Source organism: Micromonospora sp. NPDC003944 (assembly GCF_053605225.1).
Genome location: NZ_JBSGIV010000011.1, coordinates 1 through 24,889, shown reverse-complemented (window position 1 = coordinate 24,889; position 24,889 = coordinate 1). Strand labels below are relative to the sequence as shown.

The following is a 24,889-nucleotide window of genomic DNA, read 5'->3' as shown; positions in this document are numbered from 1 at the left end:
CTGCAAGTGTTACCCATCGGAAACCGAATGGAAAGAGCTGTCGATATCGGGCCGGGCCGCAATCAGTCGGGCGCGACCTCGGCAAGCAGGGCGCCCACGGTCCGGGACATCACCGCGCGGGCCTGGTCCACGCCGAGACCGAGCCCGTAGCGCAGCATCGACCAGGCCTGCCACGTGCTGGCCGCCACCAGGGCGTTGCGCAACTGCTCCCGCCCCTGCCCGGCCTCGGCCAGCTCGGCGGCGAACAGCTCCTCGACCTCGTCCCGGACCCGTTCGATGTGCTTGAGACGGTTGCGGTGCAGCTGCTCGGAGACCGGCTCACGCATCTGGGCGGCCCGCGCCGACGGCGCGATGAGCTGGAGCAGCCGAGCCCGCTGGCGGCAGTACGCGTCGACCCGCTTCGCCAACGGCAGCCCTGGCGAGATCGGCCGGTGGGCGGCGTCCTGCTGGCGCAGCACCTCCGCGCCGCTGGCCTCGAAGAGCGTCTCCATGTCCTTGAAGTTGGTCCAGAGGGTGCGCAACGAGATGCCGGCCCGTTCGGCGATGCGTTCGCCGGTCGGGCGGAGGTCACCCTCGGAGATGAGCGCGAGGTGCGCCTCGACGATGGCCGCGCGGGTCCGCTCGGCGCGGGCGGTGCGCCCGTCGACCCGGCCCGCCACATCGACCCCGTCCATCCGCCCCCGCCCCTTCACCGCCATGGCGTCCCCCGACGCACCGCCGAGTCTAGACAGGCGGTGATCAGCGGCCTCGGACGCTCCGCCGACGCCGTCATCCGGCCCGACCGCCCAGCGAGACGCCGCCGACACCGGCTGGCGACACGATCCGCCAGCCGGCACAATGTGCATTCATGGTGCAGATACTAGGTGGGTGATTCGGAGCCGGTCAACGCCTCGCACAATCGGCCGGGAGGTTGACCCCACCGGAGCCGCCATGACCTATCAATGATGATCATCGTGTATCCGGGGTGCACGCAGCGGCGTGGCCCCACTCCAGTCAGCTCCCGGTGGCGCTATCCGAGGTAGGGGGTGTCGCGGTGCTCGGCGTGGTGGTGGAGGCGAAGGCGAACGGTGTCGTGGATGGGGATGTGGTCGAAGTCGGTGGGGTGAATGAAGCGAACCTCGGTGGACTCGTCACTGACGGTCAACGTGCCGCCCGTGACTCGGGCGAGGTAGGTGACCGTGAACTCTTGCCGCACCTCACCGTCGGCGTACGCGATGACGTGCGCCGGGTTGGTATAGATGCCGAGCAGACCGGTGATCTCGATGTCGAGGCCGGTTTCTTCTTTGACTTCTCGGATGGCGCATTGTTGGAGGGTTTCGCCGATATCCATGGCACCGCCTGGTGGTGCCCAGTTGCCGGAGTCGGTGCGCCGTTGCAGGAGCACCCGGCCGTGCTGGTCGGTGAGGATGGCTGCGGCGCCGGGGACAAGGCTGTTCGCGGTGGGCGCGTGCGGGTCGTGGTAGTAGTCGCGCCGGCCCGTCACCGGGTCGCCTTCGGGTAGGCGGTGGTGGTCTGCCAGATCTGTTCGAACTGGTCGGCGTGGGCGGCGAAGATGCCGTGCGGTGAGAGTTCGCGCAGGTGTAGGGCGGGGTGTTGGTAGCCGCGGGCGCGGTACAGGTGTGGGGTGACGATCATCTGGTGGTCGAATCGGAACACCGAGTTGTACAGGTGAACGGTGTGCAGGCCGACCTCGACGCCGGGGACGTGGTGGAGTGGTTCGCAGAAATTTAGGGCGTTGCGGATCCGGCCGGGCAAGGTGCCGCCGATCTGTTCGAGAGCGTCGCGTTCAACGACGTGCGGGCAGTCGGGGTCGGCGAACGCGAGCCGGACGTGGGTGCCGTTGGTGGCTTTGTCGGTAATGAGTTGCATGGTGTTGGGCAGCAGTTCCAGCAAGAACGGGTAGGCGTAGCCGAGCAGATCCATCCGGGTGGTGGTGCCGGTGAGCAGGGCGGCCCAGACATGGTGGGGAATGTCGGCGCGGTGGGCGTAGGCGGCGACAACCTCGGCAGTGGCTTCCGCGCCGGGTGCCTGATCGGGGCGGGTCTGCGGCCACAGGTCGGCTTCGGATTCGCCGAGGGCGTCGGCGACGGCGAGGCGGGTGCGTTGGTGGGGGACACGGCCGGTGAGCCACCGGGTGACGGTCTTGACGTCGACACCGACGGCTGCGGCGAGGGCGGCCGGGTCGAGGTGGGCGCGGAGCATGGCTGCGCGCAGGCGGTGACTCATACCGTCCCACAGTAGTGGACATGGTGGGACGCGCCGGTGTCGTGGAAGTGTCCGGCGCGGTGTCCATCGGGATGTTCAGGTGCCCGAGGCTGGTTCGTAGGTTCTGGCGCAGGGCCTCGCCGGTTCGCCTGCGGCAGATTTGCCGGGCTGGTGGGTGCCAGGGAAAGGGGCACCGTCCGACCGAGCTGTGGTCGGGCCCGGTCGCACGGTGCCCCTTTCCCTTCCAACGATCCGGGAGGGTGGTGGGGTGGGTGTCGGTGCATCAGCCGGTACGGCCGCAGTGGACCTGCGCTGGATGCGGGGCGCCGTGGCCGTGTCGGACCCGTAAGCGGCAGCTCGTGGCGGAGTTCACCGGTGCGCGGATCTCGCTGATGCTGCACCTGTCGGCGTACCTGGTTCAGGCGTGCGAGGATCTGCCGCACACCCCGTCAGGGGTCCTGCACGCGCGGTTCCTCGCCTGGCCACGCTCGGCGGCACTGCGCAACGAGTAGCGGCACCCCGACCAGGATTCTGCTCCGGTCGGGGTGCCGCTGATCGGGTGTCAGTCGTCGGCCGGTGGAGTGCCGTCGTCAGCGGTCACGCCCCACTCGGGGGACGGGCGAGCTCAGGAGGCGGTCGGCACTCCGTTCGCCGGCGGCACGGCCGGGCTGGCGGTGTACTCGTTGACCGGCCCGTCCGCCTCGTCCGTCTCGTACGCCGGCCCGAAGTAGGTCTGCACTCCCCCGGTGACCCGGCTCAACCGCTGGCCGCCGTACCCGGAGTGGTCCTTGGCGGAGAAGCGCAGCGGCACCAGCCCGGGGCCCTGGAAGCCACCCTTCCGCACGGCGTCGACGACCTTCTCCCGGGTGAGGTCCTTGCCGGCGGCGAGCAGCGTCTGCACGAAGAGGTAGCCGACCGACATGCCGTAGACGGTGTTGCCGTCGAACGGCGCGTCTCCGTTGTGCTCCTTGTTGACCTTCATGAAGAGCTGGATCCACGGGTTCGCGGTGTCGTTCTGCATCGGCAGGTAGTTGGTGCCGACCATCCCCTCCAGCAGCGGCGCGGCCGCGCCGAGCTGCTTGGCCAGGGTCGGGTGGTCGGCGCCGACGTTGGAGACCAGCCACTGCGGCTTGAAGCCCAACCGGGCCGCGGTGCCGACGGAGAGCGCGGTGAAGCCGGGCACCGTGGCGAGCACGACGACCTGGCAGCCGGCCGCCTTGAACGCGCCGATCTGCGGTGCCACGTTGGTGTTGCTGGTGACGTACGTCTGCTTGACCGCCACGGCGGAGGCGCCGAGCACCTTCTCCACACCGGCCAGGCTGTCCCGGCCGAAGTCGTCGTCCTGACCGAGGAAGCAGACCTTCTGCCCGGCCAGGTCCCGCTTCGCGTAGTTGGCGAGGATCTTGCCCTCGACGGTGTAGTCCGGGTTGAAACCGAACGTGCCCGGGTACTTGTCCGGCTGGTCCCAGCTGCGGCTGCCGGAGGCGACGAAGAGGTCGGGCACGCGGTTGCTCTTGAGGAAGTCGAGCACCCCGGTGTGCGTCGGCGTACCCAGACCATTGAGGACGGCGAAGACCTTGTCCTGGAGGACGAGCTGGCGGACCACCTGCTGGGTGTTCGCCGGGTTGTAACCGTCATCCATGATCTTGTAGGTGATCTTCCGGCCGTGCACCCCGCCGTTGGCGTTGACGTAGTCGAAGTACGCCTTCGTCGCCGGGGCGATCTTCGAGTAGCCGGCCGAGGCCGGACCGGTCAGCGGCATGTGGGTGCCGACGGTGACCTCGGTGTCGGTGACGCCCGGCACCGACGCCCCGCCGGAGCCGGGACCGTCGTCGCCACTACAGCCGGCTGCGGTGATGAGCAGGGCGATGGTGCTGGCGATCGCGAGGCCGCGATGCGCTTTACGGTGCATGGGAGACACCGACCTTTCTCGGTCCGGTTTGCTGGGGAACGGTGTGGTGGTGGGGCGCCCGGCCGAGGCCGGACCGAGGACAGCTCAGGAACGCCGGGTCGGCCGCCTGGCCAGCAACGCCCGGCCGAGACGCGACAGCAGACCCTGCACACCGCCGGGGGCGGCGATCATGACGACGATCAGGGTGAGTCCGAAGATCGCCAGAGGAAGGTTGCCCTCGAGCCGCTGCGCCACCGCGGGCGAGAGCGTGAGCATCTCGGTCAGCGAGTGGGTCAGGTCCGGCAGGGCGACAAGCAGCACGGCCCCCCACAGCGCGCCGGTCAGTCGACCCAGACCACCGATCACCACCGCCATCAGCAGGAACAGCGACAGGGTCAGTGAGAACGCCCCGGGGGACACGCTCTGCGCGAGCACCGCAAGCAACGCACCGCCGAGCCCGGCGGTAGCGGCGCTGACCACGAACGCGAGGACCTGGGTGCGGGCCACGTGGATGCCCGCCAGGCGGGCGGCCACCTCGTCGTCACGGACCGCCCGGAAGGTGCGCCCGTACCGGCTGCGGATCAGGTTCGCCAACAGCAGCAACGCGAGCAGGGTCGCGGCGCCGGTGACCCAGAGCTGCCACCGCTCGTAGGGAAAGTACGCGCCGAGCGACAGCGGTGGCGGCTCCACCGGCACCGACAGCCCCTGCTCACCGTTGAACACGCCGTCGAAGGTGACGGCCAACGCCGGCACCACCACTGCCACGGCGAGGGTGACCCCGGCCAGGTAGGGACCGCGCAGCCGGGCCGCGGCCACACCGACCACCGCGCCGACCGCGACCGTGCTGACGATCGCCGCACCCAACGAGAGCGGCAACAGCCAGCCGCCGGTCATCCCCCGGTCGGCGAACGCGGTCTGGCACAGCGCCACCGTGTACGCCCCGGTGGCCATCAGCGCGCCGTGCCCGAGCGACAGTTGACCGTTGAGCCCGGTCAGGACGGTCAGCCCGGCGGTCGCGCAGAGGTAGGCGGCCACGGTGGCGAGCTGGAAGTTGCGGAACGGCTCGACGGCGTAGCTGACAGCCACCAGCAGCAAACCGGCGGCCAGCACCACCGCGAGGTGACGCAGCAGGGTGGAGCCGCGTCGCCTGTCGACAGGTCGACCGGCCGGGGCGTCGAGTTGCTGTGGCGGCGGCAGGGCCGCCCGGGTGGCGCTCACACCCGCCTCGCCGCGACCGGGGCGAACAGCCCACCGGGCCGTACCAGCAGCACCGCCAGCAGCAGGACAAGCACCGCGAGCGGGGTGAGGTCACTGCCGGCGTAGCCGCTCACGTAGGAGAGCAGCAACCCCACCACCAGGCCGCCGACCACCGCCCCCGGTGGACTGTCCAACCCGCCGACCACCGCGGCCGTGAACGCCGAGACGAACACCAGGTCCATCGCGTGCGGGTGCAGGCCCAACTCCGTCGGTAGGACCAGCATGGCGGCAAGCGCGCCCACCCCGGAGGCGAGCGCCCAGCCGAGGGTCAGCATGCCCCCGACGTTGACCCCCAGCAGCCGGGAGACCTCCGGGGCGAAGGCCGCCGCGCGCATCCGCAACCCCACCGGCGTACGGGCGAACATCCAGGCCAGGCCGCTGACCACCACGCCGATCGTGGCGAAGACGAACAGGTCGTACGGGGACAGCACGGCGACCCCGCCCACGGTCAGGGCGGACCGGCTGAACGGGGCCTCGGCAGGGCGGAACTCGCTGCCGTACACCATGCCCAGTACGGCCTGGATCAGCAGCACCAGCCCGAGCGCGACGATCACCGGGTTGAGCGGCGAGGCGTGGTCGACGTGCCGCATCACCACCCGGTCCACGAGCGCACCGAGCAGCAGGCCGGCGACGATCGCGACCACGAAGCCCAGCCAGTAGGAGCCGGTCGCGGTGCTGACGCTGTAGGCGACGTACGCGGCGGCGACGGCCATCGCCCCCTGGGCGAAGTTGACGACCCGTGCCGCCCGCCAGATGAGCACCAGGGCCAGCGCGAACGCGGCGTACACCGCGCCCCGGGACAGGCCGTCGACGGTGAGGAAGACGAAGCGGTCCAACAGTCCTCCCTCCGGGGGACGAGGTGGCGGTCAGAAACCGAGGTACGCGTGGCGCAGGTCGACGTCGTCGCGCAGCTTCGCCGCCGGAGCGGCGATCACCACCCGACCGAGGGACATCACGACACCCTGGTCGGCGACGGCGAGCGCGCTGCGCACGTTCTGCTCGACGAGCAGGACGGTCAGGCCGGTGCGGTCACGCAGTTGGCGGAGCAGGGCCATGGTCCGGGCGACCACCCGGGGGGCCAGGCCGAGCGACGGCTCGTCCAGCAGCAGCAGACGGGGTCGGCCGACCAGGGCCCGACCGAGCGCGAGCATCTGCCGCTCACCGCCGGAGAGCTGGTGACCGAGGTGCCGGCGGCGGCGGGCCAGCGGCTCGAAGAGCTGGTAGACCTCGTCGAGGGCCCGCCCCGCGTCGGCCCGGTCGCGCCGCCACAGCCCGCCCAGCCGCAGGTTCTCGTCGACGGTCAGCTCGCTGATCACGCCCCGGCCCTCCGGGACGTGCGCCATGCCGCGTCGGACGAGCTGCTCCACAGGCGTACCGCGAAGGTCCTCCCCGGCCAGCAGGACCTGGCCGGCGGCCGGGCGGATCATGCCGGAGAGCGCGCGCAGGAGGGTGGTCTTGCCGGCACCGTTGGCGCCGACGACCGCGGCGATGGTGCCGGCCGGGACGGTGAGGTCGATGGCCCGCAGCACGGGCGCGGCACCGTAACCGGCGACCAACCCCCGCACGACGAGCAGATCGGAGGCGGCGGTCATGGGGACACCTCCTCGACGGTCGCGCCGAGGTACGCGTCGGTGACCGCGGGATCGTCACGGATCTCGTCCGGGGTGCCGGTGGCGATGACCCGGCCGAAGTCGAGCACCACGATCTCGTCGCAGACCGCCATCACCAGGTCCATGTGGTGTTCGACCAGGAGCACGGCACAGGCGTCGGTGTCCCGCCGGGGCAGCTGCCGAACCAGCTCCGCCAGCTCGGCGATGTCGTCGGCGCCGAGGCCACCGGCCGGCTCGTCGAGCAGCAGCAACCGGGGGCGGGCGGCGAGCGCGCGGGCCAGGGCGACCCGCTGGCGTACGGCGAAGGGCAGGGTGGTCGGGGCGGCGTCGGCGTGCTCGGCGATGCCCAGCTGGTCGAGGATGGCCAGGGCGTCCGCGCGGAGTCGGCGCTCGTCGCGGTCGCTTGCCGGCAGCCCGAGCAGCGCCGGCACGAAACCGGCACGGGCGGTGTGCGAAGCGCCGGTCATCACGTTCTCCAGCACGCTCAGCCCGGCGAAGAGCCCGGTGCCCTGCAGGGTCCGGGCGATGCCGAGCCGGGTCAGCCGGTGCGGCCGTGGCCGCAGCGGCCGGCCATCGAGGGTGAGCGAACCCGTCTCCGGCGCGACGAAGCCGCAGATCACGTTGAACAGCGTGGTCTTGCCGGCGCCGTTGGGCCCGATGACGCCCACCACCTGTTGGGGTGGCACTCGCAGGGACACGTCGTCGAGGGCGGTGAGGCCGCCGAAACGGACGCCGATGTGGTGCAGTTCGAGGCCGCGCTCCATCACCCATCCCTCTGTCGTGGCGGGTGTTTATTTACACTCGCAGTGTACGTTTCTCGGGTTTGTCGTCAAGACCTTCGATACCCCCGTACGCAGGCGGACGGGGCGGTCGCCAGTGGCGACCGCCCCGGTGACCGCCGTCAGGCGCTGGGGCAGGTGTTGCGGTACTCCTCGATGGCCGAGCCGCTCGGGCCGGGGCAGAGGAACTGCTCGTAGCGGGTGTCGTCGTCGACGAACCGCTTCAGCCAGGCCACCATCTGCCGGGCCGTCGGCGTGTTCGTGGTCTGTGGGAAGAAGTGGCTCGCGCCGTTCAGCTCCAGGTAGGCCTTCTCGGCCGAGGACGGGATGCTGTTGTAGAACGGCACGGAGTGCGTCGCGACAGGTGCCACACTGTCGCTCTCGCCACCGATGATCAGCGTGGGTACCCGCAGCTCGGACCAGCTCTTGTCGGTGTTCCACGGTGCCAGCGGCACCGCGGCCTGCAACGACGGCCGCGACGAGGCAGCCTCCAGGCTGCCCCCGCCACCCATGGAGTGGCCGGCCACCGCGAGTCGGCTGCTGTCGATCCGGGACCGCACCGAGCTGCGCTGGGTGAGGTAGTCCAGCGCGGCGAGCAACTGCCGACCCCTGCTGTCCGGCTGGTCCAGCCGGGTGTTGGTCTCGATGCCGATGACCACGAAGCCGTGCGAGGCGATCCGTGGTCCGAGCCAGCTGATGCTGGACCAGGCGGCGGTGTAGCCGGGCGAGATGGCGATGGCCCCGAAGGTGCCCTCGCTGGTGCTTGTCGGGTAGTAGATGACGCCGCCGCCAAAGCCGGTGACGCTCAGCGAGGACACGCTCTGCGAGGACGTCGCGAACGGGCCGCGGCTGGCCTCCAGGATCGCGGTGGTCGGGGCGGGGCCCCGCTCGTACGGGCCGGCGGCCTGGGCGGCGCCGGACGACCCGGCCACGACGCCGCCGGCGGCCAGGACGGCGGCAAGCGCGAACCGGGTGGCACGGCCTACGACGGTACGGGGACTGGTGGTGGTTGGTGAGGACACGTCGGGCACTCCCTAGAGTCGAGGGATATCGACGTGTGTCAGTTTTGGCTGCTCCGCCGATCCTGGCATCGGCGAAATCACCAGTCCCGACGCGAAATGCCGAGTTGACGTGTGTTTCGACCCTCTGACCAGGGGTAGCAGGGCAGGCGCCGGCCCGCCCACGTGCCATGGAGAGGTTCATTCAGTGGATTCCAGCAAGCCCGCCGAGGCGGTCAAGAACGCCGTGAAGACCGCTTCAGGAAAGACCGCCGACGCCCTCGGCCCGGATGTGCCGGGTGCGCCGGGAAGCGCCCCACCGACAGTCGAGGAGCCCACGACGCCGCACGACCCACTGCCGCCGAAGTCGGAGCAGGGGGCACCGCAGACGCGTACGCCGACCGGCGCGCAGACCGGCGCGCCGGCTGTCGCGAATGGTCAGCAGGGCGCCTACCTCACGACCGCGAACGGGGCGCGGCTGCGCGACACCGACCACTCGCTCAAGGCCGGTCCGCGCGGCCCGGTGCTCCTGCAGGACCACCACCTACGCGAGAAGATCACGCACTTCGACCACGAACGCATTCCGGAGCGCGTCGTGCACGGCCGGGGCGCCGGCGCGCACGGCGTGTTCACCGCGTACGGCACCGCCGAGGCGATCACCAGGGCCGGCTTCCTCAAGAAGGGGCGGGAGACCGAGGTCTTCGTCCGGTTCTCCACCGTGCTCGGTTCCCGGGGCTCGGCCGACACGGTCCGCGACACCCGCGGCTTCGCCACGAAGTTCTACACCGACGAGGGCACCTTCGACCTGGTCGGCAACAACATGCCGGTCTTCTTCATCCAGGACGCGATCAAGTTCCCGGACATCATCCACGCCGGCAAGCCGCACCCCGACCGGGAGATTCCGCAGGCGCAGAGCGCCCACGACACCTTCTGGGACTTCGTGTCGCTGCACACCGAGGCGCAGCACCACACCATCTGGAACATGTCCGACCGGGGCATTCCGCGTTCGTACCGGACGATGGAGGGCTTCGGCGTGCACACCTTCCGCCTCGTCAACGAGGCCGGGGAGACGGTGCTGGTCAAGTTCCACTGGAAGCCGAAGCTCGGCGTGCACTCGCTCACGTGGGAGGAGGCGCAGCTCCTCGGCGGCATGGACCCGGACTTCCACCGCCGTGATCTCTACGACGCCATCGAGGCCGGCGCGTACCCGGAGTGGGAGTTGGGCATCCAGGTCTTCCCGGACACTCCCGAGGAGACCTTCGCCGGCATCGATCTGCTCGACCCGACGAAGATCGTGCCGGAGGAGCTGGCCGAGGTGCAGCCGATCGGCAAGCTGGTGCTCAACCGGACCCCGACGAACTTCTTCGCCGAGACCGAACAGGTCGCGTTCCACCTCGGCCACCTGCCCCCGGGCATCGACGTCACGAACGACCCGCTGTTGCAGGGCCGGCTCTTCTCGTACCTCGACACGCAGCTCACCCGGCTGGGCGGGCCCAACTTCACGCAGATCCCGATCAACCGCCCGCACGCGGCGGTGAACGACATGCTGCGCGACGGCTTCCACCAGCACGCCGTGCACGCGGGCGTCGCGCCGTACCGGCCGAACTCGCTCGACGGCGGCAACCCGTTCCCCGCCGGCGACGCCGAGCAGGCGTTCGTCGACGTGCCGGTGACCGTGGCCGAGGCCCCGAAGGTGCGCGCGAACCCGGCCTCGTTCGACGACCACTACAGCCAGGTCCGGCTGTTCTGGCTGAGCATGTCGCCGGTCGAGAAGGAGCACATCATCCGGGCGTACACCTTCGAGCTGGGCAAGTGCTACCACCAGGCGATCAAGGAACGGCAGCTGCAGAGCCTCGCCAACATCGACCCGGTGCTGTGCGAGCAGGTCGCCACCGGCCTGGGCCTGCCCGCACCCCAGCCGACCGTCGCCCTCCCCGACGTCACGCCCAGCGCGGCGCTGTCGCAGGTCGGCCGGGAGTGGCCGAGTGACGGTCGTACCGTCGGGATCGTCGTCGACCCGGACGGCGACCTGGACGGAGTCGACGAGGTCCGCCGTGCCGTGTTCGCGGCCGGCATGGTCCCGCTGCTGATCGCCCCGCACGGCGGCGTGGTGGGCGACCTGCCGGTGCAGCGCACCTTCGCCACCGGCCGGTCGGTGGAGTTCGACGCGATCCTGCTGTCCGGAGCGCCGGTACCCCCACCGGACGCGCTGCCCGCCCGCGACGACAAGGCGGGCCAGCCCGGCCCGGCGACCGTGGATCCGCGGGTGCGGCTGCTCGTCGAGGAGGCCTGGCGGCACGCCAAGGCGATCGGCGCCTGGGGCACCGGCGTCTCCGTGCTGGAGCAGGCCGGTGTCGTCGGCACCCCGGGCGTGGTGGCGGCCGACTCGGGAGCGGAGGCGCTGACGGCGGTGCGGCAGTTGATGGCCGCACACCGGGTGTGGGAACGGTTCCCCGCCTCGGTCGCCTGACCCGACCGCCCACGAGGGGCCGTCCTCCGCACCACCGGGAGGACGGCCCCTCGCCGGTGTCGTGACCCGTTCATGACACTTCGAGGATCACGTGCGGATATCCCGCTGGCAGCGTCTGGCGGGTGATCCAACAGCTGTCTCGCACCGGACCCAGTCCCACCGGCGTGGAGTCCGACGCGACGCGCGTCCGATTCCGTCACCGGACCCGGACCACCCCTGCGACGGGACGACCACAGCGCGCCGAGTGGGCCGATGCCGCGAAGGGCGTCTGCATCATCCTCGTCGTCCTGTGGCACGTCGTCGTGAAGGACTACCTCCAGGTCGACTGGCACGTCGGCGTACCGGTGCCGGGCTTCTGGGGAACGCTCGGTGAGCAGTTCCTTCCCCTGCGGATGCCGCTGTTCTTCACCATCTCGGGCGTCTTCGCCGCGAACGCCGTCCTACGGCCGTGGCGGGTCGTCGCTCGCAGCCGCATCGCCGGGTTCCTCTACCTGTACGCCGTCTGGCTGCTGATCCACACCGTGGTCCTCACCGCCGTACCGGAGTTGCCGACCGACCGTGCCACCTCGGCTCTCGGCCTGCTGGAGCAGCTCACCATCACGCCGTCCAACCTCTGGTACCTGTACGCCCTGGCGCTGTACTTCACGATCGCCAAGGCGACCCGCCGGGTGCCCCGGGTGCTGGTCCTGGTTCCTGCCGCCGCGCTGTCCGTCATCGCCGCCGCGGGTCTGCTGGACACCCCCGGCAACCGCGCCGGCCTCTACCAGAACCTGGTCTTCTTCCTGGCCGGCCTGCACCTGCGGCCGCAGATCCAGCGTTGGGCTGCCACCGCAAGCCGCCGCCGGCTGGTGCTGACCTCGGGGGCCTACGTCCTGGCGCTCGCCGCGATGGCGCTGACCGGCGCCCAGCAGTGGTTCGGTGTGTGGACGACGGTCTCCGTGCTGGCAGTGATCTTCGGCATAACCGCCGCTGCCCGGCTGGTCAGATGGTCGGCGCTCAGCAAACCGCTGGCTAGGCTCGGCCGCATCACCCTGCCGATCTACGTCGTCCACATGCCGGTCCTGGCCCTGCTGCACCGGCTGTTGCTCGTACCGGTCTCCGGACTGGATCGGTCCGCTCAGGGCCTGGTCGTGCTCGGTTATCCGATTCTGCTGACCGGCCTGGTGATCGGCCTGAGCCTGGCCGTCCACCGAGGGCTGCTTGCGGTCCGCGCGGGCTGGCTCTTCGCGCTTCCCGGCTCGCGCCGGCTGGAGGCGGCCGGATGAGCACCCTCGCCGAAGCCCTTGTGGATCTGGAGGCCATCGCCAGCAACGTACGGACGATCGCCTCGATCACCGGCACCGGACTGATGGCCGTGGTGAAGGCCGACGGGTTCGGCCACGGCGCGGTGCAGGTGGCCCGGGCCGCGCTGCGCGCCGGTGCCGCCTGGTTGGGGGTGACCTCGACGGCCGAGGCGCTGGCCCTGCGCGACGCGGGTGTGACCGCGCCCACGTTGAGCTGGCTGCACGGCCCCGGTGACGACTTCGCTATGTTGATCAAGGAAGGCGTCGACATCGGCGTCTCCACGACGACACACCTGCACGCGGTCGCCGACGCGGCCCGTCTGCTCGGCGTACCCGCGATGGTGCACCTCAAGGCGGACACCGGGTTGTCCCGCAACGGGGCCGCCGGGGACGACTGGCCCGAGTTGGTCGGTTGGGCCCGCAAGTACGAACGGGAGGGCGGGGTCCGGGTGCGCGGGGTGTGGTCCCACCTCGCCGACGCCGACCTGCCGGGCGCACCCACGCTCACCCGGCAGGTGGCGGTCTTCGAGGAGTCGGTGCGGGTGGCCCGGTCGGCCGGTCTGGACCCCGACCTCGTCCACCTGGCCAACTCGGCGGCAGCGCTCTCCGTGCCACGGACCCGCTTCGACCTCTGCCGGATCGGGATCGCCCTGTACGGCGTGGACCCGTTCGGTGCCAGCGGTCCGGGCGAGGTCGGGTTGCGCGCCGCGATGACCCTGCGGACGAGCGTGATCAACGTCAAACGGGTGCCGGCCGGCACGGGCGTCTCCTACGGTGCCGAGCACGTGACCGGCGCACCGACCACGCTGGCGCTACTGCCGCTCGGCTACGCCGACGGGCTGCCCCGGGCCGCAGGTGGCCGCGCCTCGGTGTGGCTCGCCGGCCGGCGCTGCCCGATCGTCGGACGCATCGCCATGGACCAGTGCGTGGTCGACGCCGGGGATCTTCCCGTGACGATCGGCGACCCGGTCGTGGTGTTCGGCCCCGCCGGGGGTGACCAGGGTCCGCCGACAGTCGTCGAGTGGGCCCGCTGGGCCGACACCAACCCACACGAGATCTTGACCGGCATCGGGGCCCGGGTGGCCCGCGACCACCACGACGGAAGGGCACGGGTTTCATGACGATCCGACTTGCAGTGCTGTACGGCGGGCAGAGCGGCGAGCACGAGGTGTCGCGCCGCTCGGCGGAGAGCATCCTCGCCCACCTGGACCGTGCGCGGTACCAGGTCACCGAGGTGCTCATCGACCGTGCCAGCGGGTGGCACGTCGACGACCGGCCGACGCCCCTTCCCGTGGCGTTGCGGGTCCTGCGCGCCCAGGACGTGGTGTTCCCCGCCCTGCACGGCCCGTACGGCGAGGACGGCACCGTGTCGTCACTGCTGGAGTGGCTCGGTGTGCCGTACGTCGGCAACGGCGTCTTCGCGAGCGCCGCCGGCATGGACAAGGGCGTCACCAAGCGGCTTCTCGCGGCGGAGGGCCTGCGGGTCAGCCCCGGGGTGACCCTGCGTCCCGGCGAGGACCTGTCGCCCGACGACAAGCGTCGGCTGGAGCTGCCGGTCTTCGTGAAGCCGGCCCGGGCCGGGTCGAGCCTGGGCGTGGTCAGGGTGGACGACTGGGCGGGGGTTCCCACCGCGCTGGAGCAGGCCCGCCAGGTCGACCCGAAGGTGCTCGTCGAGCAGGGGGCGCGGGGGCGCGAGATCGACGTGGCTGTCCTGCAGCACCCGGACGGTCGGGTGCAGGCCGGTCCGCCGCTGGAGATCCGGGTGACAGGTGCCGGCTTCTTCGACTACGACGCGAAGTACGACGGCGGGGCGGTCTTCCAGATCCCCGCCCCGCTCGACGCGGCGACCACCGAGGTGCTTCAGGACCGGGCTATCCGCGCCTTCCGGGCCCTCGACTGCCGCGGGTTGCTGCGGGTCGACTTCTTCCTGCCCGACGAGGGGTCGCGTGAGCCCATCGTGAACGAGGTCAACACCTTCCCCGGTTTCACCGCCGCGTCACAGTTCCCGCAGATCTGGCAGCAGGCCGGCATCGGGTTCGCGGCCCTGATCGACATTCTGATCGCCGGCGCGCTTGTCGACCAGGAGCGCGGCCACCACAGCGGGTTGCCCCGGCAGGCTCGGGCGGTCGATCTGGTGTGAGGCGGTGGCGGTGTCCGGTCAGCCGATCGGGCACCGCCGGGGCGGCCGAGCGCCGCCCGGCCCGACGAGGGTGACCGGGGCGGAACTGTTCGCGAGGCCGGTCTGGGGCGCGGCGTCGGCGAGCGTACAGACGATCTGGTTGACCGCGTTCACCGACAACGCCCGCGCAGAGGTGGCCGTCCGTACGGTGAGGCCGCCGTTCTGGTCGGCCGTGGAGGTCACCGTGACCGGGTCGAGCCCGGCCGGCACCTCACTGGTCAGGCCCTGGCGGCGTTCGTTCTCCTCCGGACCGGCCGCGAGCAGGGCGAGGATGCCGGCGGGGGTGAGGTCCGCCGTCGCCGGGCGTATGACAAGCACGAGTTCGCCCTGCGCGAGCAGGTAGACCCCGATGCCCCGCACCGGGCCGCTGACCGCGGGACGACCGGTGATGACGGCGCTGGGACGTACCCCGCAACCCGCCGTCAGCAGCGTGCCGAGCAGCACCGCGCCGGCGAGCAGCGCGCGGCCGGCGCGCCGGCCGGTCATCGGGCACCGCCGACGTCGGTCGTCTCGCGAGGCAGCCGGAGCGTGAAGACCGCCCCGCCGTCGGGGCCGTTGCCGGCGACGAGAGCACCTCGTCGCTCGCCGTGGCGGTGCAGCCGGGCGTTCTCCCAGGAGATGGCGAGGCCGAGGCCGCTGCCCTCGGAGCGGGTACGCGCGGTGTCGGCCTTGTAGAAGCGGTCGAAGACGTGCGGCAGCACCTCCGGGTCCAGGCCCGGCCCCTGGTCGGCCACCTCGATGGTGACCCAGTCCGGGTCGGCGCTCAGGCGCACGGACACCGGCTCGGCGCCGTGCCGAAAGGCGTTGCCGACCAGATTGGCCACGATGACGTCCAGCCGCCGGGGATCGAGCCGGGCCACCACCGCGGGCGGCAGGTCGGCGCGGACCCGGTCGGTCCAGCCGCGGATCCGCAGGGTGGCGGCGACCGCCGCGGCCACGTCCACGTCGTCGAGGGCGAGCCGCACCGTGCCGGAGTCGAACCTGCTGACCTCGATGAGGTCGTTGACCAGTTGGGTGAGGTTCTGCGTCTCCTGGCTGACCAGCCGGGCGGCCCGACCGGCGTCGCCAGGCAGGTGGTCGGCCTCCTCGTCGAGCACGTCGGTGACCGCTGTCATGGCCGCCAGCGGGGTGCGGAGTTCGTGCGAGACGTCGGCCACGAAGCGACGGGCGTCGGACTCCATCCGCCGCAGCTCGCCGACCTGCCGCTCCAGCGTGCCAGCGGTGTCGTTGAAGGTCCGCGCCACGTCGGCCAGCTCGTCGACGCCGCGGACCGTCAGCCGGGTGCTCAGGTCGCCCTCGCCGAGGCGGCGCGCCGCCCGGCCCAGCTCGCGGACGGGTCGCAGGACGCCGCGGGCGGAGAGCAGCGCCAGCAGGACGGCGAGGACCAGGGACAGCGCGCCGGTCAGCCAGGCCCTGGCGGCGAGCTGGTCGATGCTCTGCTGCTCGGGCACCAGACTGCGCACCGAGTAGACCTCCAGCCCGGATGCGCGCGACGTGCCGTCCGGGCGGTCGAGTCGCAGTTGGGTGCCGATGAGCAACCAGGGTTGGCCGTCCAGCGAGACACGCTGCCAGGCGATGCGGCCGTCCCGCACGTCCTGGCGCAGCTCGCTGGTCAGCGGGTCGGCTGCGTCGGAACCGGCCTGCGCCCGCATGTCCCGGTAGACGACCACGGCGAAGCCCTCCCGGTCGCTCAGGCGCTGAGCCAACAGGTCGAGGTCGTCCTGGGTCGGCGGAAGCTGGGCGATCGGGTAGATCTTCGGGAGCTGGTCGGTCAGCGACGACACGGCGGCGTCCTGCGCCTGCTGGAGGATGACGGTCCGGGCCTGGAAGTAGCTGCCGCTGGCCACGACGGCGGTGGTGGTGACCCCCAGCAGCGCGAACGCCAGGAGGAGCCGGACCCGTAGGCCCGAGACCTGGGCGGCGGCCGAGCGCCAGAAGGTCACAGCGGCCCGAACCGGTACCCGAAACCACGCACGGTCTGGATGAAGACCGGCGCCGACGAGTCGGCCTCGATCTTGGCGCGTACCCGCTGGACGCACGCGTCCACAAGTCGGGAGTCACCGAGGTACCCGTGCTCCCACACTGCCTCCAGCAGTTGCTGGCGGCTGAGCACCTGACCCGGCGTGTGCGAGAGTTCGAGCAGCAGTCGCAGCTCCGTCGGGGCGAGGCTGACCGGCGTCCCGTCCTTGCTGACCACCAGCGCGGCCCGGTCGATCGTCAACGGGCCGTGGTGTTCCAGGCCGGTCCGGTCGCCGCCGCGCCGCGAGTCGCCGCCGGTCCGTCGGAGCACCGCGCGGATGCGGGCCTCGAGGACCCGGGCCTGCACGGGCTTGACGACGTAGTCGTCGGCACCGGCCTCCAGACCGGCCACCACGTCCATGTCGTCGTTGCGGGCGGTGAGCATGATGATCGGCAGGTCACCGAGCTGCCGGATCCGGCGGCAGACCTCGAACCCGTCCATTCCGGGCAGCATGAGGTCGAGGACCACGACGTCGGACGGGGTCGTCCGCAGCCGCTCCAACCCCTGCTCGCCGGTGCCCACGGCCTGCACCGTGTGGCCCTGCCGGGTGAGCGCCAGCTGCAGTCCGTCGCGCACCGTCTGGTGGTCTTCGATCAGCAGCACCTGGGACATGTCGTCAAGTATCCCATCATGAGATCTTTCGCGTTTCGGTCGACGGCTGCGGTGGCGCGGCGCTCGACGCGGCGAGCGGGACCGCGAAGTCCGTCGAACGCACCAGGAACACCACAGCGCCCACCAGGAACATCGTCGACGCGGTTGCGGCCACGATGGCGGCCAGCAACCCCCACTGCACCGACGCGGCCAGACCGGGCATGACCACCACCAGCACCCAGACCAGCACGACCAGGCCCACCCCCGCCTCGGCCAGCCGGCGACACAGGCCGCCACCGTTGGCACCGCCGGCCGCGTCGCGCTCGCCGGGCCACGCCGCCAACGCGGCCGCGGCCAGGCAGAACAGGGTCACCCCCAGCAGTACGCCACCGAGCACGTCACTGAACCGGTGCCACCCCGCGATCATCGTGGCGGAGGCGATCACCGAGACACCCGCCGCACCCGGCACCGCCAGCCAGCGCCGGGCCCAAGGGGGTAGGACCAGCAGGAACGCCAGCAGCAAAGCGGTCGCCGCCGCGACATGCCCGCTGGGGAAGCTGTTGTGGGTGGTCGAGCTCGCGATCTGCAGATCCGGGCGGAGCAGCTGCGACTTCACCGCGCCGGCCACCAGCACCGCGCAGACGACCATGCCCACGCCGACGACCCCCGCCACCAGCCGTCGGCGGAGCACACCCACAAGCAGCACCGCGCCGAGCAGGGCGGCGATGAGGGTCGGGCTGCCGAAGCTGGCAAGCACGGTCTTGGCCGGGCCGACCAGCACGGTCCGCTGCTCGTACCCCCCACCCCGCTCGGCGCGCGGCAGGAGCACCCCGTCCAGCCACTGCCCGGGGTACGTCCGCACGAAGAAGGCCGCGCTGGAGGTCAGGGCGAACAGACCGCAGAGCGCCGCCGCGAGCAGTCGAAGGCCCAGCGGCACCGCCGCGCGGACGTGGGGCAGCGGTCGCGCCGGACCGGGCGTCGACCGCCCGACGGAGTACGACGATCCGATGGACATGGCGACCATGCTCGCCCCGGCGGGTCCGTACGCCGTCCTCGAATTGTCTTGGTTCTGTCACAACCACCGCACCGCTCCCGGAAGAGCGCATCGTCGGCGTTGGGGTCGGATGGGCCGCAACGGTGCGGCGGGATTCACATGCTTACATGCAACGATGGTTTACCCAGCCGAGATCAGCCACCACTAGGGTCAGGACGTCGATCGATGTCTCGGTCGGCGGTGCGGAAATCCATCCGGAGTGAGTTGGGGAACCGGAAGGTGTTGGAAGATGCAGGGAATTCCAGCCGCCAGCCTGGTCATCGGCATCGCCTCTTCGCCGGCCGAGCGGCGACATCTGGCCCGGCTGCTCGGTGGCAGTGACGCCTTCCTGATCGTCTCGTCAGTCGACCAGGCACGAGAGTTCCTCGGGGTGGTCGCGGCGCCTCCCGCCCCGGCTCCCCCGACCAGGGCGGTGCTTGCCGAGGTGACACCGAGCCCACAGCCGCCGCCGGATCTGGCCGTCGACTCCGACCGCCGGGTGCTGCGGTGGCGCGACCAGGAGATCGACCTGACCCGGTTGGAGCACGACGTCCTGCTCTGCCTGGTGCACGCGCCCGGTCAGGTCTGGACCTACGAGCGCCTGCACCTCGAAGTCTGGGGCAACCGGCACCTCGGTCGGGGCTCCGACATGCATTCGGTGGTCCGCCGGGTGCGCGGCAAGCTCGCCCGGCTCAACGCCGCGACGACAATCCACTCGGTACGCGGGGTCGGCTTTCGGCTCGCCCCGGTCTGACCACCCCGGACGCGGTCCGGCCCGCCCGGTCTTCAGACCAGGCGGGCCGGACCCTCTTCGGCTAGCGCTCGGGCGTCAGCACCTGATCGGTGCCAGCCCGAAGTTCTCCACGGTGGGAGTGGAGGTGTCGATCCTGGTCTGACGGGTCTGCGGCTTCCAGCCGTCCTTGGCCACGATCATGGTGAGCGGGTTGTTGCGGCGGTCCATCCAGTAGGCGTACTTGCCCTCGGCATCGGTGGCGAAGGTGTACGACGAGGCCCACGAGTCGACCTGCACGACCGCGCCGGTGAGCGGCGAGGTAGCGCCCTGGCAGCTGGTGCCGGTGACCGCACCCATGAGCTTGCCCCAGGTCTTCGGGGGGTTCGCGGTCATGGTCACCGCGACCGGCGCCACCGAGTACGGGGTGTTCTCGGAGATCGCGACCGCGCCGGAGTAGGTGCCCGGCTGGTCGACGTTCGCCGTCAGACCGACGGTGACGGTGACCTTCGCACCCGGTGCGAGGGTGACCGCCGACTTGTCGATGGTCATCCAGCTGACGTCGGCCGCCGACTCGGCGCACCCCTCGAAGCCCGGGAGCACCTCGCTGTCCGGCGCCGCGTTGAAGTTGCCGGACGAGCCGCCGATCTTGTAGAAGCCGCACGCCGCGCCGCCGCGGTACCGGGCGGTGTTGGCGTTCGGCAGGTTGGACCACGAACCCGTGGCCGGGTCGAAGGCGAAGCCGGCGTTGCTGATGGCCCCACCCTGCGAACCACCGACGACCAGGAGCTTGCCGCTGGCGACGGCGTACGAGCTGGCCCAGTTGTCGGTCGGCGCGTCCGCCACGGCGGTCCAGGTGTTGGCACCCGGGTCGAAGGCGTAGCTGGACTTCTGCGCGGCGGACCCGTCGTTGCCGCCGGTGCAGTAGAGGACGCCGTCGATCCCACCGCAGGAGGCGAAGGCCACCGACTTCGGGTAGTTGGGCAGCGTCTCCCACTTGTCGGTGCCCGGGTCGTACCGGACGACGCTGTTCGACATCGGCAGGCAGGCCGCCGTCGTGCAGCCACCGACCGCGTACAGCTTGCCGTCGACGACGCCCTGTCCGGCGGCGGCCCTCGGCGCCGGGTTGTCGGCCAGCTCCGTCCAGGTGTTCGCCCCCGGGTCGTACGACCAGGTGGCCGAGTCCGGGCCGGCGTCGCCCCAGCCACCGGTGACGATGATCTTGCCGTTCACCACGCCCGCGGTCACGGCGTTGCGCGCGCCCGGCAGGTCGGCGATCGCCGTCCAGGTCTGCGCGACCGGGTCGTAGGCGTAGTTCTTGGTGGTGGACGCCTCACCGTCGCCGCCACCGAGCGAATACACCTTGCCGTCGAGGTTCACCACCCGGTTGTCCATGACCGTGGCCGGGTAGTTGGCGATGTCGGTCCACGGCGCCGCCTGCGGTCCGGCCGCCGGGGCGGCGGCCTTGGCCTCCTTGCCGGACGCCTTGGCGGCGAACGACGTCGGCACGGTCAGCCGCTGCTCCGGCGCACCGCTGGAGCCGAGCACCTGCTGCCGGGTGACCGTGGACCCGTCCGCCCGCAGCAGCTCGAACCCGTTGTCCCGCTCACCGAACTTGACCTCGACCGGCGCGCCGCCGGTGTTGGTCACCGTGAAGGTCTTGCTGGTCTTGCCGTTGGGCATCTGGAGCGTCGCGCTCAGCTGCGTCGGCGTCACCGACAGCCGGCCTGCCGCGAGCTGGAAGTTCGCGGTGGTCGCCCAGTCGGCCTCGGCGTCGACAGTCTTGGTCTGGCTGACGTAGTTACCGGCGGTCGCCGTGAACTGGTGCTCACCGGTCAGCGACGAGTAGATCCAGTAGAAGCCGTCGGCAAGCCCCGGGTCGTCCGGGGTCGCCACCGTGACGGCCTTCTCGGCGGGCCGGTCCTTGCTGGTGACGGTCGCGCCGTTGACGTAGCTGTCGTCGTTCTTGTCACGGACGTTGCCGACGACCAGACCGCCGTCGAGCGGCACGCAGGTGATCTGGCTGCCGATCAGGACGTTGTCGACCTCCCACCACCACTCGTACGAGGCGTCGTAGTAGTGGAACCGCACCTGCACCTGGGCCTTGCCGGCCGCCTGCGGGATCGGGATCTCGGTCACCTTCGGCCCCCGGACGTCCGTCTCCTGGCGGAGCACGTTGGTCCAGGTGGCACCGCCGTCGATGCTCAGGTCGACGTCGGCGGTGTCGTCGTTGAGCTGGTTGAAGTCCTGGTTGAACCGGATGACCGGAGCCGTGACGCTGGTCAGGTCGACCACCGGGCTGACCAGGGAGGTGTCCTGGCTGGTGCCCGCCCCGTACGCGTCGCTGTCGATCATCGCGAAGTTGCCGGTGCCACCGGTCAGGTTGCCCCGGTCGCCGTCGTCGGTGAACTTCCAGACCTGTCCGCTGCCGGCGTTGTCCACGACGGTCCAGCCGGCCGGCGTGGTCGTGGCGTCGAAGGTCTCGTACTCACCGTCGGAGCCGGTCGTGTATCCGGGCGCGGTGGTGCAGGCGTCGCTGTCCACCGGCACGGCCACGTTCGCGGTGGCGTTGCCCGAGCCGACCACGACCTGCTTCGTGACGGTCTGGTAGCCCGGGTACTGCGGCTCGTACTTGAGGGTGTACGTCTGCCCGGCCGGCAGCTTGATGCTGTAGCGACCGTTCGACGGGGTGGTGTAGTCGTAGACGCCGGACACGCCCGTCACGGTCACCTTCGCGTACAACGGCCAGCCGTGACCGGAGCCGTCGGTGACTGCTCCGGTGACGTTGACGCTCGGCACCGCCGTGAGGGCGACGTTGAGCGTCGTGGTCGCGCCCTTGGTGACCGTCGCCGTCCGGGTGGTGCTGCCGTACCCGAACGCCGCGACGGCGACCTGATAGTCACCGGCGGGGAGCAGGGTGGAGAACGTGCCGTCGGCGCCGGTGGTCAGCTCACGCTCGGACGCGCCGGTGAGCGTCAGGGTCGCGCCGGCGATCGGGGCGCCGGAGGTCGCGTCGGTGACCGTGCCGGCAAGCGTGCCGATGTCGCCGGTCGGGGCGGCGTTGAGCAGTGCGAGGGCGTCCAGTCGGCCTTCGCCGTAGACGTTGTTGTCGGCGGCGGTGCCACCGCACTGGTCGTCGGCCTTGTCGATCGCGGCGCCGTTGAGCAGCGCGCGGGTCGCGTTGACGTCACCGATCAGCGACGGCGCCGCCGAGTACAGCAGCGCGATCGCGCCCGCGAGGTGCGGTGCGGCCATCGAGGTGCCGCTGATGCTGCCGTAGGCGCTGCCCGGGATGCTCGACCGGACGTTCACGCCCGGCGCCGAGATGTTCGGCTTGATCTCGCCGTTCTGACCGGCGCCGCGGGCGGAGAAGCCGGCGACGTTGTTGTTGACGTCGTACGCGCCGGTCGAGTAGTTGCTGGCGAGGCTGCCCGGCGAGCCACTGGTCTGGCAGGCCGGCCCGCTGTTGCCGTTGGACCAGGTGCCGAAGATCCCGGAGGCGGCCCAGGCGTCCGTCACGTCCTCCATGAACGGCTCGTTGGACGGGTCGCGGGTGCCCCACGAGTTGTTGATGATGTTCGGTCGCTTGCTCGCGTCCGCGTTCTGACCGTTGAGGTCCAGCGGCTCCAGCATCCACTGACCGGACTCGACGAGGGCGGCGTCGCTCGGGCAGCACCCGTTCGCCGCGATCCACTTGACCCCGGGGGCGACACCGATCTGGTTCGCGCCGTCGGAGCCGGCCATGGTGCCCATCGTGTGCGTACCGTGGCCGTCCCCGTCGCAGGGGGCGGTCGTGCAGGTACCGGCGCCGGGGGCGTTGAACCAGTTGTAGTTGTGGTCGAACGTGCCGTCGCCGTTGTTGCCGCGGTAGGAGTTCACGAGCGCCGGGTGGTTGAACTGCACGCCGGTGTCGATGTTCGCGATGGTGATGCCCTCGCCCTTGACGCCGTACTGGGACCAGACGTCGTCGGCGTTGATGTTGGCGATGCCCCACTCCAGGGCGTTCACCGTCTTCTCGTCGGTGCCCTTGGTCGTCTCCGGCACCTTGTACGTGACCGGGGCGTAGAGGCCCTCGACCTCCGAGTGCCCGGCGAACTTCTGCGCCATCGCCAGCGAGCCGCTGTTGACCTTGATGGCGTTGGTGGCCCAGAAGGTCTGGTACTTCGTGCCGGAGCTGTCGAGGTCGGCCCGGATCTTGCCCTGGCTCGCCGCGGCGGTCTTGCGCAGCGCGTCCGCCACCGCCGTGCCGCGCTTCGACCAGTCCTTGATGGCGCTGGCCTTGCTGAGGTCGGCCCGGTCCTTGAACCGGATCCAGAAGTCCCCTTCACTCTTGGCCTGGAGCTGCTTGGCGAGCTCCGGTCGGATCTTGTCCCCGGTCGGGGCGGTCGCCCCCATCGCACCGCCCGGCGCGGCCTGCGCGCCCGAGCCCATGGTGGCCAAGCATGTCGCGGCGAGAATCGTCGCCGCGCCGGCGCTCACCAGTGATCTGGCCGCGCGTCGCCATTGTGGACGTCTGAACATCGGTGCTGCCTCCCTCAGAACGACCCAGGGTGTAAATGGGCCATGGTGGACCTCCCCATGCACCGCGCGGGTCACGCCGGTTGCCCGAGTGGACACTATGATCGAGAAGAACGGACGATCAAGAACTTGCCGTGAGCAACTTGTCGCTAAGAGTTGCCCTGGCTGGCGGCGCGCTTGCCAATCATTGTCAGGACCGTGACGAGAGTTGGGCAGGGATGCCCATCGATCCCGGGTGGTGCGGTGGCCGAGGACGAGGCAACGGTGAACAGGGGCGATCCGGCCGACGAGCCGTTCCCACTGCTGATCGCGGTGACCCCGTCGCCGGCCGAGCGCATCCGGCTCGCGGAGCTTCTCGACGGCATCGCACCACTGCTGCTGGTCGCCGACCTCGACGAGCTGCGCCGGCTGATCGCCGCCCCGCAGCAGGTGGCCGCCCGGCCGGAAACGGCCCCGGTCACCGCCCTGGTGATCAACTCGGCCCGCTCCAGTGCCCGCTGCGGAGAACGTGAGGTCGACCTCACCCGCCTAGAACACGACCTGCTGACCTGCCTGGTCACCGAGCCAGCCCGGGTCTGGAGCTACGCCGAGCTGCACCGCTCGGTCTGGGGTGACGAGGGCCGCGAACGCAAGGCGGACGTGCAGTCGCTGGTGAAGCGACTGCGTCGCAAGCTGCACGACCTGGGCACCGGGGCCACCATCGATGTCGTTCGCGGTGTGGGGCTGCGGCTGACCGACCACCAGCAGGCACGCGTCGAACGGGCCTGACGCCGCAGCCGGTTGAACTGACCAAGGGTGGGTACGACCCGAAGATCAGCACCAACAGAGGCGACGAAGAACGCTGGTAAGGAGAGTCAAGATGGCATTCCCCCACCCCTCGACCGTGTCCATCGGGCTGAAGAAGGCCGCGCACGTCGGGATCGCGGTGAGTGACCTCGACCGCTCGGTCGCGTTCTACCAGGCCCTGATCGGCGCGGAGCCGGTCGTCCGGGACGAGAGCATGCACGGCGCCGGGTTCGCGCAGTCGCAGGGGCTGCCGACGACGAAACTGCGGTACGCCACGTTCAACCTCGACAACCTCGGGATCGACCTGATCCAGTTCCAGGAGCCGGTCGGCGAGGCCGCCCAGGTGGCCGCCAACCGGCCCGGCTCGATGCACCTGTGCTTCCACGTCGACGACGTACACGCGGTCCACGAGCGGATGAGCGAGGCCGGGTTCGAGTTCCTCGGTCGCCCCGCGCAACATCTGGGTGCTCGCCTACCAGTGGGGTGGGCCGGCGTTCTCGTACCGGACCTCGTCCGACCCGACCAACCCGAACGGCTGG

The 24,889-nt window shown here is 70.9% G+C and carries 21 protein-coding genes and 2 pseudogenes; 9 read left to right on the top strand and 14 right to left on the bottom strand.

Annotated features, from left to right (window positions below):
* Positions 1-62: 62 nt before the first annotated feature.
* The 3 genes from ACWER9_RS07785 to ACWER9_RS07775 form a co-directional block, all read right to left on the bottom strand.
* Complete coding sequence (locus ACWER9_RS07785) at positions 63-674, bottom strand: TetR/AcrR family transcriptional regulator (RefSeq protein ID WP_452301054.1); 612 nt, start codon at positions 672-674, stop codon at positions 63-65.
* A 335-nt stretch (positions 675-1,009) separates the two neighbouring features.
* Entirely contained in the window at positions 1,010-1,483 is a 474-nt protein-coding gene (locus ACWER9_RS07780) for an NUDIX domain-containing protein (RefSeq protein ID WP_452301053.1), read from the bottom strand.
* Complete coding sequence (locus ACWER9_RS07775) at positions 1,480-2,202, bottom strand: XRE family transcriptional regulator (RefSeq protein ID WP_452301140.1); 723 nt, start codon at positions 2,200-2,202, stop codon at positions 1,480-1,482. The genes ACWER9_RS07780 and ACWER9_RS07775 overlap by 4 nt, the downstream gene beginning before the upstream one ends.
* Positions 2,203-2,468: 266 nt before the next feature.
* Here ACWER9_RS07775 and ACWER9_RS07770 point away from each other — a divergent pair, with 266 nt between their 5' ends.
* Positions 2,469-2,717, top strand: coding sequence for a flavin reductase (locus tag ACWER9_RS07770; protein ID WP_452301139.1), 249 nt, complete (start codon positions 2,469-2,471; stop codon positions 2,715-2,717).
* Between the two features lie 113 nt (positions 2,718-2,830).
* On the opposite strand, the gene ACWER9_RS07765 is transcribed toward ACWER9_RS07770, so the two are convergent.
* From ACWER9_RS07765 to ACWER9_RS07740, 6 genes are all read right to left on the bottom strand, one after another.
* The gene (locus ACWER9_RS07765) at positions 2,831-4,117 is read right to left on the bottom strand and encodes an ABC transporter substrate-binding protein (protein ID WP_452301052.1); all 1,287 of its coding nucleotides are present in this window, start codon (positions 4,115-4,117) and stop codon (positions 2,831-2,833) included.
* 84 nt (positions 4,118-4,201) lie between these two features.
* Positions 4,202-5,314 carry a branched-chain amino acid ABC transporter permease gene (locus tag ACWER9_RS07760; protein ID WP_452301051.1) on the bottom strand — a complete coding sequence of 371 codons (1,113 nt, stop codon included), beginning with the start codon at positions 5,312-5,314 and terminating at the stop codon, positions 4,202-4,204.
* Entirely contained in the window at positions 5,311-6,189 is an 879-nt protein-coding gene (locus ACWER9_RS07755) for a branched-chain amino acid ABC transporter permease (protein WP_452301050.1), read from the bottom strand. The genes ACWER9_RS07760 and ACWER9_RS07755 overlap by 4 nt, the downstream gene beginning before the upstream one ends.
* Positions 6,190-6,219: 30 nt before the next feature.
* Positions 6,220-6,945: an ABC transporter ATP-binding protein gene (locus ACWER9_RS07750; protein WP_452301049.1), complete on the bottom strand. Its 726-nt coding sequence runs from the start codon at positions 6,943-6,945 to the stop codon at positions 6,220-6,222.
* A complete protein-coding gene (locus tag ACWER9_RS07745; protein ID WP_452301048.1) occupies positions 6,942-7,727 on the bottom strand; it encodes an ABC transporter ATP-binding protein in 786 nt (261 codons plus the stop codon). The genes ACWER9_RS07750 and ACWER9_RS07745 overlap by 4 nt, the downstream gene beginning before the upstream one ends.
* Before the next feature lie 137 nt (positions 7,728-7,864).
* A complete protein-coding gene (locus ACWER9_RS07740) occupies positions 7,865-8,764 on the bottom strand; it encodes an alpha/beta hydrolase family protein (RefSeq protein WP_452301047.1) in 900 nt (299 codons plus the stop codon).
* A gap of 184 nt (positions 8,765-8,948) precedes the next feature.
* Between ACWER9_RS07740 and ACWER9_RS07735 the strand changes: the two genes are divergently transcribed.
* The 4 genes from ACWER9_RS07735 (at position 8,949) to ACWER9_RS07720 (ending at position 14,633) form a co-directional block, all read left to right on the top strand.
* Positions 8,949-11,210 (top strand): catalase, encoded by a 2,262-nt coding sequence (locus ACWER9_RS07735; protein ID WP_452301046.1) that lies wholly within the window; start codon positions 8,949-8,951, stop codon positions 11,208-11,210.
* Positions 11,211-11,332: 122 nt separating this feature from the next.
* The gene (locus tag ACWER9_RS07730; RefSeq protein WP_452301045.1) at positions 11,333-12,475 is read left to right on the top strand and encodes an acyltransferase family protein; all 1,143 of its coding nucleotides are present in this window, start codon (positions 11,333-11,335) and stop codon (positions 12,473-12,475) included.
* Complete coding sequence (alr, locus tag ACWER9_RS07725) at positions 12,472-13,614, top strand: alanine racemase (RefSeq protein ID WP_452301044.1); 1,143 nt, start codon at positions 12,472-12,474, stop codon at positions 13,612-13,614. Before ACWER9_RS07730 ends, alr begins: the two co-directional genes overlap by 4 nt.
* Entirely contained in the window at positions 13,611-14,633 is a 1,023-nt protein-coding gene (locus tag ACWER9_RS07720; protein ID WP_452301043.1) for a D-alanine--D-alanine ligase family protein, read from the top strand. The genes alr and ACWER9_RS07720 overlap by 4 nt, the downstream gene beginning before the upstream one ends.
* Before the next feature lie 18 nt (positions 14,634-14,651).
* Here ACWER9_RS07720 and ACWER9_RS07715 read toward each other — a convergent pair whose 3' ends face one another.
* From ACWER9_RS07715 to ACWER9_RS07700, 4 genes are read right to left on the bottom strand one after another with little or no spacing between them, the layout of a single operon-like run.
* A complete protein-coding gene (locus ACWER9_RS07715) occupies positions 14,652-15,158 on the bottom strand; it encodes a hypothetical protein (RefSeq protein ID WP_452301042.1) in 507 nt (168 codons plus the stop codon).
* Positions 15,155-16,615, bottom strand: coding sequence for an ATP-binding protein (locus ACWER9_RS07710; RefSeq protein WP_452301041.1), 1,461 nt, complete (start codon positions 16,613-16,615; stop codon positions 15,155-15,157). The genes ACWER9_RS07715 and ACWER9_RS07710 overlap by 4 nt, the downstream gene beginning before the upstream one ends.
* Positions 16,612-17,304 (bottom strand): response regulator, encoded by a 693-nt coding sequence (locus tag ACWER9_RS07705; RefSeq protein WP_452301040.1) that lies wholly within the window; start codon positions 17,302-17,304, stop codon positions 16,612-16,614. The genes ACWER9_RS07710 and ACWER9_RS07705 overlap by 4 nt, the downstream gene beginning before the upstream one ends.
* 16 nt (positions 17,305-17,320) lie before the next feature.
* Positions 17,321-18,298, bottom strand: a complete 978-nt coding sequence (locus ACWER9_RS07700; RefSeq protein WP_452301039.1) for a phosphatase PAP2 family protein — start codon at positions 18,296-18,298, stop codon at positions 17,321-17,323.
* A gap of 268 nt (positions 18,299-18,566) precedes the next feature.
* Between ACWER9_RS07700 and ACWER9_RS07695 the strand changes: the two genes are divergently transcribed.
* Positions 18,567-19,070, top strand: a complete 504-nt coding sequence (locus ACWER9_RS07695; RefSeq protein WP_452301038.1) for a winged helix-turn-helix domain-containing protein — start codon at positions 18,567-18,569, stop codon at positions 19,068-19,070.
* Between the two features lie 75 nt (positions 19,071-19,145).
* Here ACWER9_RS07695 and ACWER9_RS07690 read toward each other — a convergent pair whose 3' ends face one another.
* Positions 19,146-23,477: a S8 family serine peptidase gene (locus tag ACWER9_RS07690; protein WP_452301037.1), complete on the bottom strand. Its 4,332-nt coding sequence runs from the start codon at positions 23,475-23,477 to the stop codon at positions 19,146-19,148.
* Between the two features lie 351 nt (positions 23,478-23,828).
* Between ACWER9_RS07690 and ACWER9_RS07685 the strand changes: the two genes are divergently transcribed.
* The 3 genes and pseudogenes from ACWER9_RS07685 to ACWER9_RS07675 all read left to right on the top strand — a co-directional run.
* Positions 23,829-24,332, top strand: a complete 504-nt coding sequence (locus ACWER9_RS07685) for a winged helix-turn-helix domain-containing protein (protein ID WP_452301036.1) — start codon at positions 23,829-23,831, stop codon at positions 24,330-24,332.
* 91 nt (positions 24,333-24,423) lie between these two features.
* Positions 24,424-24,798, top strand: a pseudogene (locus ACWER9_RS07680) (VOC family protein); the annotation flags it as partial.
* Positions 24,797-24,889 (top strand): annotated as a pseudogene (locus tag ACWER9_RS07675) (non-reducing end alpha-L-arabinofuranosidase family hydrolase); the annotation flags it as partial. The pseudogenes ACWER9_RS07680 and ACWER9_RS07675, both read left to right, overlap by 2 nt.